Origin of the sequence: Oleiharenicola sp. Vm1, assembly GCF_047777955.1 — a bacterium.
Taxonomy (GTDB): Bacteria; Verrucomicrobiota; Verrucomicrobiia; order Opitutales; family Opitutaceae; genus Didemnitutus.
In genome coordinates, this window is the sequence record NZ_CP180537.1 from 2,262,653 (window position 1) to 2,280,895 (window position 18,243).

Here is an 18,243-nt window from a genome sequence, read left to right on the forward strand (position 1 = left end):
GCGTTGCCCGAATTGCCAGCCGCAATCGCCCGGGGTGCCACGACAGGCCCGGACCGGTTGTGCTAACCTTCCGCACCCCATGCCCCTCACCGAGGATCACGTTTTCTCCACGCTGCGCCGGACGTGGCAGCCGGTGGCTAACGCGGCGGATCTGCCGGCCGGCCGCGTCACCGGTTACACGCTGCTCGAGACCGACCTCGTCGTTGCCCGTTTCGACAACGGAAAGCTGCTCGCGGCCGACACCGCCTGCCCGCACAAGGGCGCCCGCCTCTCCGCCGGCTGCCTGCGCGACGGCGCGCTGATGTGCCCGTATCACGGCTGGACCTTCGGGCATGACGGCGCGTGCCACTCGATCCCGTCGCTGGTCGAGCCGAACCCGGAGAAGCTCGCGCTTTCGCACCTGCGGACCTACGCGGTGCAGGAGCGCTACGGCCTGATCTGGGTGAAACTCGACGCCGCGCCGCTCCCGGACGGCACCACGCACGAGCTGCCGGCGGTGCCGGAGTTCGAGGACGCCCGCTGGACCTACCGCATCGGCGCGCCGATGCCGTTCGCCGCGGGCTGGCGGCGCGAGGTGGAAAACTACCTCGACATGACCCATTTCGCCTTCGCGCACAGCGCGACGCTTGGCGTGTGCGCGGATCCGCGCATCGCCGGCATGGACGTGAAGGCGACGCCGGATGGCGGCTTTCAGATGGACGCGCCGTTCCCGGCGCTGCAGACCGGCCATGAGCTGCCGGGCAAGCTGCAGAGCGCGCACCACCGCTGCCAGCGCGGCTGGCTGCCGAACTTCACCACGATCCGGCAGTCGTTTCCCGACGGCGACGAGCGCGTGCTGGTGCACATCCCGTCGCCCAACACCCGCGAAAGCTGCACGTGTTTCTGGGCGCTGGCGATCTCGCCGGGCTTCCGCGGTCCGCCGCCCGAGGCGCAGATGGAGTTCGCGACGCGGGTGCTCAACGAGGACCGGCTGATGTGCGAGAACCAGGTGCCGCGCGAGGTGCCGATCAATCCCGGCCGCGGCGGCTGGGGCGTGCTGGTGACGCCCGGCGACACGCTGGCGAACACCTTCCAGAAGCAACTCCGCCGCTGGCTGCGGGCGGAGTAACGCCCTTTCTCCATGAACGCGCTGCAACAACCCCACGCCTTGCCCCTGGTGGTCCTGGCGAGTCCGGTGTATTGGCGCATCCCCGCGCAGCGGGACGCCGTCGTAGCCCAGGTGCGGGCGGAGCTGGAGCGGGGAGTCCGGTGCCGCTGGAGGTGCACGTGGTCACGGCGCCCGAAGGCGTCGATCCGGTGGCGGCGGCGCTGCGCGGGCGCACCGCGGTGCTGTTGCCGCTGAGCGGCGCGGTGCAGCCTTGGATGGTTGCGCTGGCGCAGTCGCTCGCGCACGTCGGGCTCGCGAACGCCTATCTCCCGGGCTTCCTCCCGCCGGCGCTGGCGGCGCAGTTGCTCGACCGCAACGCCCATCCGGCCTGCACCGATTTCTTTGCACACCAGCGGCGCGTGGGGCGGCCGGCGCACTGGCTGGCCACGGTGGCGGAGGTGCACGCCCTGGGCCGGGCGCACCAGGCGGTGGCGCGGCTGCGTCGCGCCCGCATCCTGAAGATCGGCGAGACCGAGCCGTGGGTGATCAACAGCACGCGCGATCCGGCGCGCTTCCGGGCGGCGCTCGGCTGCGAAATCGTCCCGGTGGCCGCGGAGGATCTCTATCGCGAGTTCCGCGCGGTGCCGGATGCCGAGGCCGCGCGCATGGCTGAAGACTGGGTGGCGAAGGCCTCGACCCTCGCCGGGCCGGCGCCGGCCGACGTGGTGCGCGCCACGCGCGTGCTGGTCGCGATGCGCCGGCTGCTCGACCGGCACGGCGCGGACGCGTTGTCGATGGCGTGTTTCGCGATGATCGGGGAACTGGAGACCACGAGCTGTCTCGCGCTGTCGACGCTGAACGATTCGGCCGACGCGATCGGGGCCTGCGAGGGCGACCTCGACGCGGCGGTGACCCTTTACCTGCTCAAGGCGCTCGGGGCGGACTTCGTCTGGATCGCGAATCCGATCATCCACGTGGCCAACTGCGTCGATCTCGCGCACTGCACGGCGCCGCGCTGCGCGTGCGGCGGCGATCTGTCCTACCGCCTGCTGCGGCACCACGAGAGCGGCCGCGGCGTGGCGCCAGAGGTCGTCCTGCCCGCCAGCCGGGCGGTGACGCTGGTGCGCATCGGCGGCGATCTGACCGAACTCTGCGTGCACCCCGGCCGCACGGAGCGGACGGCGAAACAGCCGACCTGCCACACCCAGATCCGGGTGCAGATCCCTTCGTCGCGCGATTTCCTCGCCACGCTCAACGGCACGCACGTGGTGCTGACCTACGGCGACCGGCGCGCCGACCTCGCGTTCTGCGCAGCCCTGCTCGGGCTGCGCCTGACCGGCGCCTCCGCCGGCAGCGTCGCGGCGGTCGAAGCCGCGGGACCGGCCCCGCTGCCGGTTTGCGCGTGCGGTGCGACCAATCTCGTTCCACAAACCTCCACCCCTAACTGACTCCACGACTCCTATGTGCGAAAACTGCCTCCCGTCCCCGTCCCGCTCCGCCTCGAAACCCCGCGCGATCGCCGCGGCCGCCGGCCTGCGTCCCGCGACCGTCAAGTCGCCGCCGGTTCCCGCGATCCCGAAGGCGCCGCGGATTTTGACGACGACCGTCGGCTCCTATCCCGTGCCCGAGTGGCTTTCCGCGCTGCCGAGTGAGCAGGCGGTGGTCGATGCCACGCGCGTGGTGTTCGATCTCCAGCGCCAGGCCGGCATCGATCTGCCGACGGACGGCGAGCTGTATCGGTTCGACATCAACCACCCCGACACGAACGGCATGATCGAATACTTCATCCGTCCGATGGCGGGCGTCTCGGGAGTGGTGGGGCGCTCGATCACCGAGGAGTTCGCGCGCCACTCGCCGATGGGTTTCCGGCGCAAGCCGGCCGGCGTCGTCACCGGCCCGCTGGGCGAGGGCTCGCTCAACCTGCTCGCCGACTGCCAGCGCGCGGCGGCGGTGGCGGGCGGTCCGTTCAAGTTCACCGTGACGAGCCCCTACATGCTCTCCCGCACGCTGCTCGATCACCACTACCGCGACTTCCGCGCGCTCACGCTCGCCGTCGCCGACGTGCTGGCGGCGCAGATGCCGGGCCTGCCGGCCGCCTGCGTCCAGGTCGACGAGGCGAACATCCCCGGCAATCCGGAGGACGCGCCGCTCGCCGCCGAGGCGATGAACCGCGTGCTCGACGCCATCGACGCGGGCACCGAGCGCGCCGTGCATTTCTGTTTCGGCAACTACGGCGGCCAGACGATCCAGTCGGGCCGCTGGGCGGCGTTGATCAAGTTCCTCAACGCGCTGCACTGCGATCATCTCGTGCTCGAGCTGGCGCATCGCCCGGCGTCCGACCTCAACGCCCTGAAGGCGATCGACCGGAAGATCGCGCTCGGCGTCGGCGTCGTGGACATCAAGGTCAACCACATCGAGACGGCCGACGAGATCGCCGCGCGCATCGAGGCGGTCGAGAAGAAGGTCGGTGCGGGCCGCGTGCGCTGGGTGCACCCCGACTGCGGCTTCTGGATGCTGAAGCGCTCCGTCGCCGACCGGAAGATCGAGGCGCTCGTCCGCGGCCGCGACAAGTATCTCGGTCGCTGAACCGCGCGTGGCCGCGGTGACGGTTTCAGCCGCGCGCCGGCAGACGGCGCGCGGCCGCTTGGGCGCGCAGGCAGAGCTCGGCGGCGTGAAAGGCGTGCGCCTGTGTCATGGCGCGCTCGGTGCGGTTGAGGCAGTCGAGGATGAACTCGCCGAAGAAGCGGTAGCCGACCTGGCCGTCGACCGGGAGGTGGTGTTCGCCGCGCTCGTCGACGAGGTAGACGTGGTTGCCCGCCGGGTCGCGCGCGACGTCGATGTATTTGCGCAGCTCGATGTAGCCGCGGGTGCCGAGGATGAAACTGCGGCCGTCGCCCCAGATCCCGAGGCCGTCCGGCGTGAACCAGTCGACGCGCACGAAGTTTGTCGCGCCGTTGTCGCCGACCAGCGAGGCCTCGCCGTAGTCCTCGAGTTCCGGCTTGTCGGGATGGGTGTGGTTCGCCACGGCCGCGTGCGTCACCTCGGCCGCGCGGGCGCCGGACCAGGTCAGGAACTGCTCGAACTGGTGCGAGCCGATGTCGCAGAGGATGCCGCCGTAGCGCTCCTTCTCGAAGAACCAGGCGGGGCGCCCGGCTTTCCCGAGGCGGTGCGGGCCGAGGCCGATGACCTGCAGCACGCGGCCGATCGCGCCCCGGGCGACGAGGTCGGTGGCGTGCATGGCGGCCTCGCTGTGCAGGCGCTCGCTGAAATACACCGCGTATTTGCGTCCGGTTTCGGCGACGGTCCGGCGCGCCTCGGCCAGCTGGGCGAGGGTGGTGAACGGCGTCTTGTCGGTGAAATAGTCCTTGCCCGCGCGCATCACGCGGCAACCCAGCGGGCCGCGATCGCACGGCACGGCCGCCGCCGCGACGAGGCGCACCTCCGCGTCGTCGAGGATCTCGTCGAGCGCGCGGGCCAAGCGGGCGGTTGGATGCTTGGCGTGGAGCGCGGCGGCCTTCTGCGGGTCGGGATCGAAGATCCACTTCAGCTTCGCTCCCGCGTCCACCAGACCGTCGCACTGACTGGTGATGTGGCCGTGCTCGAGATGCGCGGCGGCGAAGACGAATTCGTCGCCGCGCGTGACCGGGCGGGGTTTGGCGCCCGGCGCGAGGTCCGGCGGAGTGGGGCGGTGGCTCATGAGAAAACGAGGACAGCAAAGCGGACGCGGGGGCGCGCCACAATGCTGCGATCGTGCCCGGACGCGTTGACGGCACGCGAGAACGGCGAAATCGAACTGTCTGAGGGGCGGGCGATTTGTCTGCGCCCGCCGACAGGTGCACAAAGATTGCGCACCTCGCGCGTCCCCTTCGACACAACGCGCGTCCAGACCCCAAGCACTTCGCTCCCCAAAAGGCGAAAAGACCCCGCACCCTTATGCTGAACCTACCCTCGAGGCTCCGTCATGGAGTTCGCTCCCTCGCGCCGCTGTTTGCCGTCTTGCTCGCCCACCCGAGCATGGCGCAGCAGGCGGTAGCACCCAGCGCTGCCGAGCGGCAGCCGGACAACCGCAAGCCGATCCCGGTCGAGACGACGAAGGACGACGCCCAGGAGAAGAAGGACGAGCCGCTGATGCTGTCCCCGTTCACCGTCACCACGACCAACGACAAGGGCTACTTCGCGGCCAACACGCTCGCGGGCAGCCGCCTGAACACGAATCTCGCCGACCTCGGCGCATCGATCTCGGTCATCACCAAGCAGCAGATGGACGACACGGCGTCCACCGACATCAACGACATCTTCCGCTACGAGGTGAACACCGAGGGTTCGCTCACCTACACGCCCGGCACCCAGAGCTTCCGCAACGACGGCGTGCTCGACGTCATCGCCGGCGGCACGCAGGGCAACGCCGTGGCCTCGCTCACCAACGCCGGCGCCAACCGCGTCCGCGGTCTCGGCTCGCCCAGCGCGGCCATCAATTACTACCCGACGAACGGCTCGCTGCCGTTTGACTCCTACAATACGCAATCGGTGGAAATCAGCCGCGGCCCGAACTCGATGCTCTTCGGTCTCGGCAGTCCGGCCGGCATCGCCAACCAGAGCACGGCCGCAGCGCTGTTGAACCGCAACACGGCGGGCGTGGCCTTCCGCACCGACCAATACGGCTCGTTCCGCAGCTCGTTCAATTTCAACAAGGCGATCCTGCACGACAAGATCGCGATCTACGGCGCCGCCCTCTACGACGACCGCAAGTTCCAGCGCGAGCCCTCCTACGACAAGACGGAGCGCTACTACGCCGCCATCACGATCAAGCCGTTCTCGAAGACGACGATCAAAGCGAACTTCGAGCACTACGATAACCGGAACAACCGTCCGAATTCGCTCACGCCGCGCGACTACGTCACGCAGTGGAATCTGGCCGGTCAGCCGTATTACGACCCGATCTCGCACAAGATTCTGAGCCTGAAGACGGGGGCGACCCTCGGCATGATGATCAACAACGCCTCGTCGCCCTACGCCCAGTCCCTGCGCGACTACATCCGCTCGATGCCGAACTACAACCCGGCCCTCCGCGGCACGTCGGCCACGAACTTCAACGGCACCGATACGAACTTCACGTTCTACAACGGCGTGGCCATCTTCGGTAACGCCAACTGGGGCGTTCCGGCGAACTGGAAGGCGGGCACCCAGGCGGCCAATGTGCTCTTCGTCCCGGGCATCGGTGAGGTCAACCAGGCCCGCAGCATCATGCAGATCGCTGACGGCCAGCTCGTGAGCTGGTTCCGCCCGACCTACAATTATCGCTATTTGACCGGCTTCGGCACGTCCACGAACCCGGCCGCCAATCCCGCCGTTTACCCGGCCGAGTCGGCGATCTGGGCGAACTCGACTTGGGCCGATATCTACACCCGCACCTACACCTCATCCGCCGCGTGGACCGCCGCCGGCAATGGCATCCTCGCTTCGAGCTACCGCTATCCGAGCGTCACGGACCAATCGATCTACGACTGGACGAGCATCAACCTCAACTCGATGAACTTCGGCTCGGCGAAGAACAAGAACTACAACATCGAGATCGAGCAGGAGCTCCCGTGGGACCTCCACGCCAGCGGAGGCTGGTTCCGTCAGGACTTCGCTCAGCGCACCAACTACACGGTCGCGCAGCTGAACGTCGCCACGCTCTTCGTCGACACCAACAAGTATCTCCCCGACGGCTCCGCGAATCCCTACTTCGGCAAGCCCTACCTCGAGGACCAGGATCCGGATAGCTACTACAACGCCTCCCTCGACGACCACTACCGCGGGATGCTCGCGTGGACGCCCGACTTCACCCGCAACAGCGGTTGGACCAAGTGGCTCGGCCGTCACCAGGTGCTCGGCCTCTGGTCGCGCGACGAATACATGGCGACGTCCATCCGCCAGCGCCTCCATTACGTTTCGAGCACGAGCGACACCGGCCGCTACCGGTTCATGAACAACCCGAACAACAATGCCGACGGCACGCCCACGGGTTGGAACTTCAACTCCACTTCGCTCCGCCGCACCTACTACCTCGCCTCGCCCACCGATCCGAACGGTGTCGTCACCCGCTCCGCCGGCACCTGGGACTCGATGTCCTACACCGGCGACATCCAGGTCTACGACTACGACCAGAGCCGCTTCGTCCCGGTGAACATGACGACGCAGTTCATCGATTTCGACTCCGGCACCGGCCGCAACCAGCGCATCGTCGATTCCCTCAGCGGCGGCCTCACCAGCTACCTCTGGGAGAACCGCCTCATCGCGACCTTCGGCTGGCGCGAGGACAAATACAAGGCCCGCGTGACCAACACCGGCCTGCCCGCGGTGAAGGATTCCGCCGGCAACATCATCGCTCCCGCGATCACCAACGCGCAGAAGTGGATCAACGGCGTCTATCAACGCGACTTCCTCTTCAATCGCTGGGGCCCCTACAACGAGCTCACCGGTCGCACCAAGACCCTCGGCGGCGTTCTGCGTCCCTTCCAGGGCTGGAATTCGATCGACCGTCGCGCCGATAACGGCTCGCTCCTCTGGCAGTTCGTCCGCGACTTCGGCATCAGCTACAACAAGTCGGACAACTTCAATCCGCCCTCCACCGCGCTCGGCGACTTCTACGGCAAGGCGCTCGCCAAGCCGGTCGGCGAAGGCAAGGACATCGGCGTCCAGTTCTCGCTCTTCGACAACAAGCTCTTCGCCCGCGTCACGTGGTTCGAGGCCTCCAACCTCAACGAGAACATCGCCGCCCCGGTCGTGTTCGGTCGCCTCTCGAATAACATCGACCAGACGCTGTTCCGCAACTGGGCCCGCACCATCGCGCTCATCAACATGGGCCGCGACCCGACCTCGACGACCTTCGGCGACGCGCTCAGCACGACCGAAGAAGCCCAGGTCCAGGCGGCGGCCGCGCAGATCTGGAAGCTGCCCTACGACTACTACAGCACGCTGCCTTACTCGACCGGCGCGACCCGCAACGCCGAGGCGAAGGGCATCGAGGCCGAGATCAACTACAACCCGACCCGCAACTGGACGCTGAAGTTCACCTTCGGCAAACAGGACACGAAATATGCCAGCGTGCTGAAGGAATTCACGCCGTGGGCGGAAGATCGCCTCGCGGTCTGGAAGGCGGCCAAGGCGGTCGATTACCTCCTGCCGCAATACCGCCAGTATGCCACCTACACGACCTCCGGCGGCCGCGCGGTCGACCTCACGAACTTCTGGAGCTCCTACGGCTACAACAGCGCGCTCTTCCCGGAGAACGCGAACGCCTTCGCCAATCCTGAAGCCAACTGGAACGGCGTGGTCGTCCCGCAGCTCACGCTCGACCGCGACCTCCAAGGCCAGTCGGTGCAGGGCCAGCGCAAATACCGCTGGTCGTTCCTGACGAACTACACGTTCACCACCGGCAAGCTCAAGGGCTTCACCATCGGTGGTAGCCAGCGCTGGGAAGACAAGGCCGTCATCGGCTACGCGGGCAAGGCGAGCGGCGTGAACACCTACGCCGGTCAGCCGGTTCTCGATTACGCCGACGTCACCAAGCCGTATTACGACAAGGCGCACTTCTACACGGATCTCTGGATCAGCTACCGCTTCACGACTTGGAGCAACAAGGTCCGCGCCAAGGTGCAGCTGAACGTCGCCAACGTCTTCGAAAACGGCGGCCTGCGTCCGGTAGCGGTCAACTACGACGGCTCGCCGTATTCGTTCCGCATCATGGATCCGCGTCAGTTCACGCTGACGACGACCTTCGACTTCTGATCGCCGGTCGAATCTCCCGCCGAAACTCTCAGCCCTCCGGACACCCCGGAGGGCTTTTCATGTTGTTCGGGCGCCGTGGGTCGCGGACACTCGGTGCGCAAAGCATGGCCTACGCGCTCGCATGACCCCGTCCGCTCTCCTGGCTCGCCTGCGCGATTGGTCCTCGCGACCGGTTGTCGGGATCGCGGTGATCGTGGTCGCGGTCGGCCTGGCGTGGGCCAACACTTGGAACGCCCCGTTTGTTTTCGACGACACGTCGTCCATCGTGGAGAACCGCAGCATCCGCGACCTGGCCTCGTGGTCGTGCTTGAACCCGCCCCACGGCGCCGGCGAGACCGTGAGCGGGCGGCCCGTCCTGAACTTCACCTTCGCACTCAACTACGCGCTCGGTGGCCTGGAGGTCCGCGGCTATCACCTCGCGAACATCCTCATCCACGTCCTGGCAGGCCTGGCGCTTTTCGGGATCGTGCGACGGACGCCGGTGGCCGGTCAGCGCGACGCGGGTTTCGCGCTCGTCGTCGCGCTCACTTGGCTGCTGCACCCGCTCCAGACCGAAGCGGTGACCTACGTCGTGCAGCGGGCGGAGTCCCTGATGGGACTCTTCTGCTTCCTGACGCTCTACGGTTTTGTCCGCGCGACCGCGGCGGGCGACCCCGCTGCTCCACCGTCGGTAGCGCAGCGCCGGGCCTGGCTGGCCCTGTCGTTCCTCGCGTGCCTGCTCGGTATGGGCACGAAGGAGGTGATGGCGCCCGTTCCCGTGCTAGTGCTCTGCTACGACCGTGCCTTCTGGGCGGGCAGCTTTGCCGCGGCCTGGCGCCTGCGGCGCGACTACTACCTCGGCCTCGCCTCGACCTGGCTCGTCCTGGCGGCGCTCGTGGCGACGACCGGCGGCGATCGCGGCGGCACCTTTCGCCTCGCCGGCCTGGAAAATTGGGGCGCTTACTGGCTGACCCAGTTCAAGGCGGTCGTCACTTACCTCGGCCTCGCTTTCTGGCCGAGTCCGCAGGTGTTCGAATACGGGACCTTCTGGATCCAGGACGGACGGACGGTGCTGCCCCATGCGCTGCTCGTCTTCGCCTTGGGATTCGCGGCCATGCTCGCTTTGTGGCGCTCGCCGGCCTGGGGATTTTTGGGTCTCTGGTTTTTCGGCCTGCTGGCGCCGAGCAGCGTTCCCCCCGGCACGATCCAGATGCTCGTCGAGCACCGCATGTATCTGCCCTTGGCCGCGGTGGTGGTGGCGGTCGCGGCGGCGTTGCGCGCCGGGTTGCGGCGCTGGGCCCTGCCACCGTGGATCGGGGCGGCGCTCGCCGCGGTGGTCATCCTGTCCTTGGGCAGCGCCAGTTTCGCTCGCAACCGCGTCTATGCGTCGGAGGTCTCGCTGTGGGGCGACACCGTCGCCAAGCGTCCGAACAATCCGCGTGCGCGCTACAACCTGGGCGCGGCGTTGGCCAAGGCCGGCCGGACGACCGAGGCCGAGCGGGAATTCCAGCGGACTCTCGCGCTGCAGCCGAATCATGCCTTCGCGCACTTTGAACTGGGCAAGGCCGCGCTGGTGAGCGAGCGCTGGGCCGAGGCGGCGAGCCGTTTCGCCGCGGCGCTCCAGGCCGACCCCCACTACGTCGATGCGCGGGTCAACCTCGCGCAGGCGCTGGCGCGGCAGGGCCGGAGCGAGGAGGCGGTCGCGCAGCTGCGGCAGGCCCTGGCCGAGCAGCCCGCCGCCGATATCCGCGCCGCCCTGGCCGGCCTGCTGATCCAGCAGGGCCGGCCGGCGGAGGCCGCTCCACTGCTGCAGGAGGCGCTGGCCCAGGATCCCGATCTGCCCGAGGCGCACTATCACTGGGCGCGCCTGCGGGAGCGCGCCGGCGACCCGGTCGCGGCGGAGCGCGAGTTGCGCGCGGCGGTGCGCCTGCGCCCGGACTACACCGCGGCGACGATGGCGCTGGGCAACCTGATCGCCCGCCAAGGGCGGTTCGCCGAGGGGATCGAGCTCTTCCGGCTCGTGCTCGCGACCGAGCCCGGCAATCATCAGGCGCGCAACAATCTCGCCAACTGCTTCCTCGCCCTCGGCCGCTTCACGGAGGCGATCGGGGAATACGAGCGCATCCTGCAGGCGCAGCCGGACAATGCCGCGGTGCGACGAAACCTGGAGATCGCGCGCGCGATGCGCGCGCAACGCTAGCGCCGGCGGCGCTGAACTGTCCGTTTTCGCCTCAATTGTTGCGCCGCGCCTCCGCTGCTTTATCGAACCCTGTCGCTCACCCCATGACCCTGCGCCGCCTCGCTCTCGCTTGCTGGCTCGCTTTCCAGGCGCTCGTCCGTGCGCCCGCCGCTGACGGCGACGCGTATCTTTTCGCCTACTTCACGCGCAACGGCGAGGACGGCCTGCACCTGGCCGCGAGCACCGACGGTTACGCGTGGGAAAAGCTCGCGGACGGCGCGAGCGTGCTGCGGCCGGCGATCGGGACGAAGGAGAAACTCATCCGCGATCCCTCCGTCGCCCGCGGTCCCGATGGCACCTACCACGTGGTGTGGACCTCGGGCTGGTGGGAGCGGGGCATCGGCTACGCGTCGACCCGGGACTTCATCCACTGGAGCGTGCCGAAGGAGATCCCGGTCATGGCCCACGAGCCGGCCGCGCGGAACTGCTGGGCGCCGGAGATCGTGTGGGATCCCGAGCGGGCGGAGTTCCTGATCTTCTGGGCGACGACGATCCCCGGGCGCTTCGCCGCCGGCGCCGACAGTTCCGAGGACAAGCTCAATCACCGCATCTATTTCACGGCGACGAAGGATTTCGCGGCCTTCACGCGCGCGGAGCTGCTCTTTGATCCGGGCTTCAGCAGCATCGACGCCACGCTGGTGCGCGCCGGTGGCGCCTGGCACCTCTTCGTCAAGAACGAGACCCGTTTCCCGCAGCCGGCGAAGCATTTCGTCCAGGCGCAGGCCGCGAGCCCGCGCGGCCCGTTCAAGCGGTTCTCCGCGCCGATCTCGCCGCCGGGACTCTGGGTCGAGGGCCCGTCGCTCGTGCGCATCGGCGAGGAATACCGGCTCTACTTCGACGCCTACACGGCCAGGCACTACGGCGTCCTGCGCTCCCGCGACCTGGTCCACTGGGAGGACGCGACGCGTCAGCTCCGCATGCCCGACGAGGGCACGCCGCTGCGGCCGCGCCACGGCGCGATCTTCGTCGTGCCGCGCGAAATCGTCAGCGGCCTGCAGGCGATCCGGCCGGCGCCGTGACCTGAAAATCCGCGATCTCGATCCGGCTATGCACGGTGCGAAAACCAAACCAGCCCTCGCGCAGCGGTTGCGGATCGGTGAAGTCGAAGCACACCTCGCCGTCGCGCGACCAGCGCACGCGGCCGTCGGCATCGACGCGGATTTCGATCTGGTAGGTGCGGTCGCCCTCGAGCAGGAAGCGCCGCTCGCGCCGGTCGTGGTCGGCGCGCAGTGGCTTCGCGCCCGCGCCGTCGTAGCGGCGGAAGCGCGTGGTCGTGTTCTCGTTGCCGCCGCAGCCGACGTAGTAGGTGGCGAGCCGGTCGTAGTCCTCGAACTTGCCCGTGCGCCGCGCGGCATTCGCGATCAGCGCCCCGGGATGCGCCGGATCGCTCGCCATCCAGAAACAGTTCAGATCGGACACACGGCTGCGCGCGCTCACCGTCGCGCGATAGCGGATGGTCACCGGCGCGCGGAGCGGCGCGCGAAACCAGACGGTGCAGCCGGCGGCGTCGTCGATCACCAGCCGGCCGCGCTCGATGAACACCCGCCCGCCGGGCATCTGCTCGACCGCCCACTGGGAGAGGTCGCGGGAAAAGTCGTCCGCGTGCACGAGGGCGTCTTCCGCGCGCGCGCTCGCCGCGAGCAGCACCAGTCCGATCAACCAGCGAACCTTCATCCTCCCAGCGAAGGCGCCCGCTCGCGCCGACGCGAACCGTTTTTCCCATGAAATTCATCCGTTGCCTCCTTTTCGCCGCCTTCGCCGCGACCGGTGCCGCCGCCACCGAGCCGCCGCGCGAGCGGCTTCCGTTCAACGACGGCTGGAAGTTCACGCGCGGCGACCATCCCGACACGGGCAACGCGCTCGATTACGAGCGCGTGCGGCTGTGGGTGCTGCCGACCGGCGACGAGCTGCTCAACTACCTGCCGGTCCCCCGCGCCCGCAGCGACGGGATGCCGGGCGGACGGCCGATCCAGTATGCGCGGGCCGATTTCGACGACGGCGCCTGGCGCGCGCTCACGCTGCCGCACGATTGGGCGATCGAGGGGCCGTTCGACCAGCAGCTCTCCGGCGACACCGGCAAGCTGCCGTATGCCGACGTCGGCTGGTATCGGAAGAAATTCACCCTGCCGGCCAGCGATGCCGGCCGCCGCGTCCACCTCGAGTTCGACGGCGCGATGTCCTACGCGCTCGTGTGGTGCAACGGCGAGTTCGTCGGCGGCTGGCCCTACGGTTATACCTCGTGGCGCGTCGACCTCACGCGCTTCCTCAAGCCCGGCGCCGAGAACACGCTCGCGGTCCGGCTCGACAACCCGCGCGAGTCCTCCCGCTGGTATCCGGGCGCCGGCCTCTACCGCAATGTCTGGCTGAGCAAGTCGGGCGACGTGGCCGTCGCGCGCTGGGGCGTGGCGGTAACGACGCCGCAGGTGAGCGCCGAGTCCGCGCTGGTCAACGTGGCGGTCACGCTCGACAACCTCACCGCGGAGCCGGCCGAGGTGCAGGCGGTCGTGCGCCTCTTCGCCGCTGATGCCGATGGGCGCGCCGTGGGCGAGCCCGTGGCCGAGAGCGCGCCGCAGGGGCACGCGTGCCCGCCGGCCGGCAGGCGAACGTCGCCCACGCGCTCGTCGTGAAGGCGCCGAAGCTGTGGAGCCTGCGCGAGCGCCACCGCTACGTCGCCGAGACGCGGGTGCTGCGCGATGGCAAGGTCATCGATGGGGTGCGGACGCCGTTCGGCATCCGCTCGATCGCGATCTCGCCCGAACGGGGCTTCCTGCTCAACGGCGAGCACGTCGTGCTCAATGGCGTCTGCAATCACCACGACCTCGGGGCGCTCGGCGCCGCGATCAACGTCCGCGCGCTCGAGCGCCAGCTGGAGATCCTGCAGGCGATGGGCTGCAACGCCATCCGCACGAGCCACAACCCGCCCGCACCGGAGCTGCTCGAGCTGTGCGATCGCCTCGGCTTCGTCGTCATGGTCGAGGCCTTCGACGCCTGGCGGCTGGGCAAGAAGCGCGACGATTACAGCCGCGTCTTCGACGACTGGCACGAGAAGGACCTGCGCGCCATGGTCCGCCGCGATCGCAACCACCCGTGCGTCGTCCAGTGGAGCATCGGCAACGAGGTCCGCGAGCTCTTCGAGGCCGACGGCTGGAAGCTGGCGGCGCACCTCGCCGCCATCGTGCGCGAGGAGGATCGCACCCGCCCGGTGGTGGCGGGCATGCACAACGTCAACGCCCCCTACATGGGCTTCCAGGGCGTCCTCGACATCGTCGGCTACAACTACAAGCCCGGCGACTACGCGAAGCTCCGCGCGCGCTACCCGCAGCTGGTGATCGAGGGTTCCGAGACCGCGTCAACCATCAGTTCGCGCGGGGAGTATTTCTTCCCGGTCGCGGACGACAAGGCGCTGGGCCGTTCCGATTTTCAGGTCAGCAGCTACGATCTCTACACCCCGCGCTGGGCGCTGCCGCCGGACGTGGAGTGGAAGGGGCTCGACGAAAACCCGCCGGTGCTGGGCGAGTTCGTCTGGACCGGTTTCGACTACCTCGGCGAGCCGACGCCGTTCAACGCCGACGCCACCAATCTCCTGAACTTCGCCGACCCGGCCGCGCGCGAGCGGGCAGCCAAGGAGCTGGCCGAGCTGGGGAAGATCCGCGTGCCGTCGCGCAGCAGCTACTTCGGCATCATCGATCTCGCCGGTTTCCCGAAGGACCGGTTCTACCTCTACCAATCGCGCTGGCGGCCGGACCTGCGCATGGCGCACATCCTGCCGCACTGGAACTGGCCCGAACGGGTGGGGCAGGTGACGCCGGTGCAGGTCTACTCCTCGGGCGACGAGGCGGAGCTGTTCCTCAACGGCCAGTCCCTCGGCCGGAAGCGGCGCGGCCCGTTCGAATACCGCTTTCGCTGGGACGATGTGAGATACCAGCCGGGCGAGCTGAAGGTCGTGACCTACAAGCACGGGCAGCCGTGGGCCGACGCCGTCGTGCGCACGACCGGGCCGGCGGCCGCGGTGCGCCTCAAGGCCGATCGCACCGCGTTGCGCGCCGACGGTCAGGACCTCGTGTTCGTGACCGCTGAGGTGGTCGATGCCCAGGGACTCGTCGTCCCGCGCGCGAAGTCGCTGTTGAAGTTCTCCGTTGAAGGCCCCGCCGACCTCGTCGCCACCGACAATGGCGATGCGACGAGCCACGTGTCGTTCCAGAGTCCCGAGCGCGCCGCCTTCAACGGCCTTGCGCTCCTCGTCGTCCGGCCCCGCGCCGGTGGCGGTGGCGCGATCAGGATCCGCGCCGCCGCCGAAGGTCTGGCTCCCGCCGAAATCGAAGTCACTGCCCAATGAAAATCACCACCCTCCTCCTGTTCGCGTTGGGCGCCGGCCTGGGCCTCGCCCAGACGCCGCCGCCCGCCCCGCTGTCCAACGAGCCGCCGGAGAATCCCGGCCGGATCGATCCCGCCTTGCCCACGATCTTTGTCGCCGGCGACTCGACGGCCGCGCGCGCCAAGGCGCCGCAGCAGGGCTGGGCGGTCGCCTTCGCCCCGTATCTCGATCTCACGAAGGTGAACCTGTCCAACCGTGCGCTCGGCGGCCGCAGCTCGCGGACCTTCATCACGCAGGGCTGGTGGGAGAAGCTGCTCGCTGACGTGAAGGCCGGCGACTGGGTGCTGATCCAGTTCGGCCACAACGATGCCAGCCCGGTGAACGAGGATCCGTCGACGCCCCGGGAAAAGATGCGCTCGCGCGGCTCGTTGCCGGGCTTGGGCGAGGAGACGCAGGACATCGTCAATGTCCTGACGGAAAAGCCCGAGACCGTGCGGACCTTCGGCAGCTATCTGCGGCAGATGATCCGCGACGTCCGCGCGAAAGGCGCCACGCCGATCCTCCTTTCGCCGACCATCCGCTGCGAGTGGAAGGACGGCAAGATCGAGCGCGGCGGCCCGCACCGCCGCTGGGCCCGCGAGGTCGCGCAGGCCGAGGGCGTGTGGTTCGTCGATGTCAGCCGGCTCGTCGCCGACGCCTTCCAGCGGCTGGGCGAGGAGAAGGTGCGGACGTTCTTCCCCAAGGATCACACGCACACCAACGAGGCCGGCGCCGACGCGGTCGCGCAGCAGGTCGTCGCCGGGCTCGCGGGATTGAAGGAGGCGAATTTCGCGCGCTGGCTCGCGCCGGCCGGCGCGGCGCTCAAGGCGGATCCGATCGGCTGGCTCAACCTGCCCGAGCCGCGCGACCCGAAGCTGCCGACGCTGCTCCTGATCGGTGACTCCACCGTGCGCAACGGCCGCGGCGACGGGGCGGGCGGCCAGTGGGGCTGGGGCGAGCCGCTGGCGGCGCATTTCGATCCCGCGCAGGTCAACGTCGTGAACCGCGCCATCGGCGGCCTGAGCAGCCGCACGTTCCTCACCCAGGGGCACTGGGAGCGCGCGCTCACGCTCCTGAAGCGCGGGGACGTCGTGCTGATGCAGTTCGGTCACAACGACAACGCCCCGCTCAACGACACCACGCGCGCGCGCGGCACGATTCGCGGCACCGGCGAGCAGACCGAGGCGATCGACAACCTGCTCACCCACGAACGCGAGACCGTCGGCACCTACGGCTCCTACCTGCGCCGCTACATCCGCGAGGCCAAGGCGGCGGGCGCCACGCCGGTGGTGTGCACGCTCGTGCCGCGCAAGATCTGGAAGGACGGCAAGATCGTCCGCGCGAACGACGGCTACGCCGCCTGGGCGCGCGAGGTGGCCCGGCAGGAGGGCGTGCCGTGCATCGACCTGAATGAGCGGGTGGCCGCCCGCTACGACACGCTCGGCGAGAAGGCCGTCGAGGCGCTCTTCGCCGACGAACACACGCACACCAGCCGCGCCGGGGCGGAGCTGAACGCCTCGATCGTCGCCGCGGAACTCGCGCGCCTGGCCGGTGCCGAGCCGGCGCTCGCGGCCTTCCGGCCGAAAAACTAGCTTGCGGCGCTCGCGGTGCGGCGGCGCGCGGCGGCGGGCTTGCCGCCGTCCGCCCCGCGGGCGCGGAGGGTGGGGCCCTCGACCAGGCGCGCCGGGATGGTCGTCAGCGACGCCTGGGCGGGAATGCCGAATTCGCTGTGCATCAGGTGGCCGGTCACCAGCTCGGTGGCGCGCGCGCCGAGTTGCGGGGCCTGGAAATCCATCGCCGCGCAGGCGCCGTCCGTGCGCAGCGAGTTGAGGCAGACGAAGCTCTGCACGCGCGGGATCCGGGCGCCGCAGCGCTTCATCCAGCCGACGGCGTCGGGGAAATGGCCGAGCACGACGTCGGGCTGGTATTTCTCGAACCAGGGCTGGAACGTCTCGAAGGTCACGTGCTCCGGGCGCAGGATCGGCACCTTGTCGATGTCGGGCAGGTAGTGCTGCAGCGCCAGAAACGCGCCCTCCCAGCGGAAGTGGAGGCGCTCGTCGAGGGAGGTCTCGATGAAGAGTCCGGGACGGCGGAAGCCGCGGGCGTGGAGCTCCCGGAGCAGGCCGATCATCGAGCGGTAGTGGTCGGAGCAGACGCAGTGCATCGGCGGACTGTCGACGAAGTAGTCGACATAGACCGCGGTGTAGCGCGACCAGCTCAGGCCGGTGAGATCGGGAAAGCCCGCGGCCGGCAGCACGATCAGGCCGTTGATGCCGCGCGTCTGAAGGATCGAGTCGAGGCGGCTGAGCTTGAGCCCGGTGGCCCCGAGCTGGAAACGGTCCACCTTGAAGCCGAGCTGCTCGGCCTTGTTCGAAACGCCCTCGAAGACGGCGTCGTTGTAGCGGCGGGCGTTGGGCGACTGCTCCTCCGCGACGATCTCGAGCACGCCGAGGACGCCCCGGAACTTCTGCCCGCAGGAGCGGCGCAGGAAGGACATCACGGCGCCGGCGAGGGGATTGCGGTCATAGCCGGCGGCCTTGGCGGCGGCGCGCACGCGCTCGACCGTCTCGGGTTTCACGCGCGGCGAGCCGCGCAGGGCGTCGGAGACCGTCGTGCGGGAGAGACCCAGCTCGCGAGCCAGGGTGCGCAGGGTTGGGGTGGCCATGGGGATCCGGTGGTTCAGGGAGCCAGAGCGCGGGCGCGGTTCAACGAAAATCCTCGGACGGTCCGAATTTTAAGCTCCGGCAAACTCGGTGACCGTGTCCATAGTTCTGCCGTCACCTACCTCCCGCGCGCTCCCCTCGCGCCCAC

At 68.9% G+C, this 18,243-nt stretch carries 12 protein-coding genes; 9 read left to right on the forward strand and 3 right to left on the reverse strand.

Going from position 1 to position 18,243, the window contains the following annotated elements; all coding sequences use genetic code 11:
* Positions 1 to 79 precede the first annotated feature (79 nt).
* From ACMYLB_RS11180 to ACMYLB_RS11190, 3 genes are all read left to right on the forward strand, one after another.
* Entirely contained in the window at positions 80 to 1,108 is a 1,029-nt protein-coding gene (locus tag ACMYLB_RS11180; protein WP_415910994.1) for a Rieske 2Fe-2S domain-containing protein, read from the forward strand.
* Between the two features lie 140 nt (positions 1,109 to 1,248).
* Positions 1,249 to 2,535 (forward strand): hypothetical protein, encoded by a 1,287-nt coding sequence (locus ACMYLB_RS11185; RefSeq protein WP_415910995.1) that lies wholly within the window; start codon positions 1,249 to 1,251, stop codon positions 2,533 to 2,535.
* A gap of 13 nt (positions 2,536 to 2,548) precedes the next feature.
* Positions 2,549 to 3,673 (forward strand): cobalamin-independent methionine synthase II family protein, encoded by a 1,125-nt coding sequence (locus tag ACMYLB_RS11190; RefSeq protein ID WP_415910996.1) that lies wholly within the window; start codon positions 2,549 to 2,551, stop codon positions 3,671 to 3,673.
* Between the two features lie 25 nt (positions 3,674 to 3,698).
* On the opposite strand, the gene ACMYLB_RS11195 is transcribed toward ACMYLB_RS11190, so the two are convergent.
* Positions 3,699 to 4,784 (reverse strand): Gfo/Idh/MocA family protein, encoded by a 1,086-nt coding sequence (locus ACMYLB_RS11195; protein WP_415910997.1) that lies wholly within the window; start codon positions 4,782 to 4,784, stop codon positions 3,699 to 3,701.
* Between the two features lie 299 nt (positions 4,785 to 5,083).
* Here ACMYLB_RS11195 and ACMYLB_RS11200 point away from each other — a divergent pair, with 299 nt between their 5' ends.
* The 3 genes from ACMYLB_RS11200 to ACMYLB_RS11210 all read left to right on the forward strand — a co-directional run bounded on the left by ACMYLB_RS11200 (position 5,084) and on the right by ACMYLB_RS11210 (position 12,097).
* Entirely contained in the window at positions 5,084 to 8,860 is a 3,777-nt protein-coding gene (locus ACMYLB_RS11200) for a TonB-dependent receptor plug domain-containing protein (protein ID WP_415910998.1), read from the forward strand.
* A 121-nt stretch (positions 8,861 to 8,981) separates the two neighbouring features.
* On the forward strand, positions 8,982 to 11,039 hold the full coding sequence (locus ACMYLB_RS11205; protein WP_415910999.1) for a tetratricopeptide repeat protein: 2,058 nt from the start codon (positions 8,982 to 8,984) through the stop codon (positions 11,037 to 11,039).
* A gap of 83 nt (positions 11,040 to 11,122) precedes the next feature.
* The gene (locus tag ACMYLB_RS11210; protein ID WP_415911000.1) at positions 11,123 to 12,097 is read left to right on the forward strand and encodes a glycoside hydrolase family 43 protein; all 975 of its coding nucleotides are present in this window, start codon (positions 11,123 to 11,125) and stop codon (positions 12,095 to 12,097) included.
* Here ACMYLB_RS11210 and ACMYLB_RS11215 read toward each other — a convergent pair.
* On the reverse strand, positions 12,063 to 12,752 hold the full coding sequence (locus ACMYLB_RS11215; protein ID WP_415911001.1) for a DUF6250 domain-containing protein: 690 nt from the start codon (positions 12,750 to 12,752) through the stop codon (positions 12,063 to 12,065). The genes ACMYLB_RS11210 and ACMYLB_RS11215 overlap by 35 nt on opposite strands.
* A gap of 47 nt (positions 12,753 to 12,799) precedes the next feature.
* Between ACMYLB_RS11215 and ACMYLB_RS11220 the strand changes: the two genes are divergently transcribed.
* From ACMYLB_RS11220 to ACMYLB_RS11230, 3 genes are read left to right on the forward strand one after another with little or no spacing between them, the layout of a single operon-like run.
* Entirely contained in the window at positions 12,800 to 13,705 is a 906-nt protein-coding gene (locus ACMYLB_RS11220) for a sugar-binding domain-containing protein (RefSeq protein ID WP_415911002.1), read from the forward strand.
* Complete coding sequence (locus ACMYLB_RS11225) at positions 13,660 to 15,414, forward strand: glycoside hydrolase family 2 TIM barrel-domain containing protein (RefSeq protein WP_415911003.1); 1,755 nt, start codon at positions 13,660 to 13,662, stop codon at positions 15,412 to 15,414. The genes ACMYLB_RS11220 and ACMYLB_RS11225 overlap by 46 nt, the downstream gene beginning before the upstream one ends.
* Positions 15,411 to 17,024 (forward strand): rhamnogalacturonan acetylesterase, encoded by a 1,614-nt coding sequence (locus ACMYLB_RS11230; RefSeq protein ID WP_415911004.1) that lies wholly within the window; start codon positions 15,411 to 15,413, stop codon positions 17,022 to 17,024. Before ACMYLB_RS11225 ends, ACMYLB_RS11230 begins: the two co-directional genes overlap by 4 nt.
* On the opposite strand, the gene ACMYLB_RS11235 is transcribed toward ACMYLB_RS11230, so the two are convergent.
* Positions 17,021 to 18,097 (reverse strand): LacI family DNA-binding transcriptional regulator, encoded by a 1,077-nt coding sequence (locus tag ACMYLB_RS11235; protein WP_415911005.1) that lies wholly within the window; start codon positions 18,095 to 18,097, stop codon positions 17,021 to 17,023. The genes ACMYLB_RS11230 and ACMYLB_RS11235 overlap by 4 nt on opposite strands.
* Positions 18,098 to 18,243: the final 146 nt, after the last annotated feature.

Excerpts from the sequence above, each read along its gene's own strand:
- ACMYLB_RS11220 (WP_415911002.1), top strand. The coding sequence starts at position 12,800 with ATGAAATTCATCCGTTGCCTCCTTTTCGCCGCCTTCGCCGCGACCGGT.
- ACMYLB_RS11195 (WP_415910997.1), bottom strand. The coding sequence starts at position 4,784 with ATGAGCCACCGCCCCACTCCGCCGGACCTCGCGCCGGGCGCCAAACCC.
- ACMYLB_RS11235 (WP_415911005.1), bottom strand. The coding sequence starts at position 18,097 with ATGGCCACCCCAACCCTGCGCACCCTGGCTCGCGAGCTGGGTCTCTCC.
- ACMYLB_RS11210 (WP_415911000.1), top strand. The coding sequence starts at position 11,123 with ATGACCCTGCGCCGCCTCGCTCTCGCTTGCTGGCTCGCTTTCCAGGCG.
- ACMYLB_RS11215 (WP_415911001.1), bottom strand. The coding sequence starts at position 12,752 with ATGAAGGTTCGCTGGTTGATCGGACTGGTGCTGCTCGCGGCGAGCGCG.
- ACMYLB_RS11180 (WP_415910994.1), top strand. The coding sequence starts at position 80 with ATGCCCCTCACCGAGGATCACGTTTTCTCCACGCTGCGCCGGACGTGG.
- ACMYLB_RS11205 (WP_415910999.1), top strand. The coding sequence starts at position 8,982 with ATGACCCCGTCCGCTCTCCTGGCTCGCCTGCGCGATTGGTCCTCGCGA.
- ACMYLB_RS11190 (WP_415910996.1), top strand. The coding sequence starts at position 2,549 with ATGTGCGAAAACTGCCTCCCGTCCCCGTCCCGCTCCGCCTCGAAACCC.
- ACMYLB_RS11230 (WP_415911004.1), top strand. The coding sequence starts at position 15,411 with ATGAAAATCACCACCCTCCTCCTGTTCGCGTTGGGCGCCGGCCTGGGC.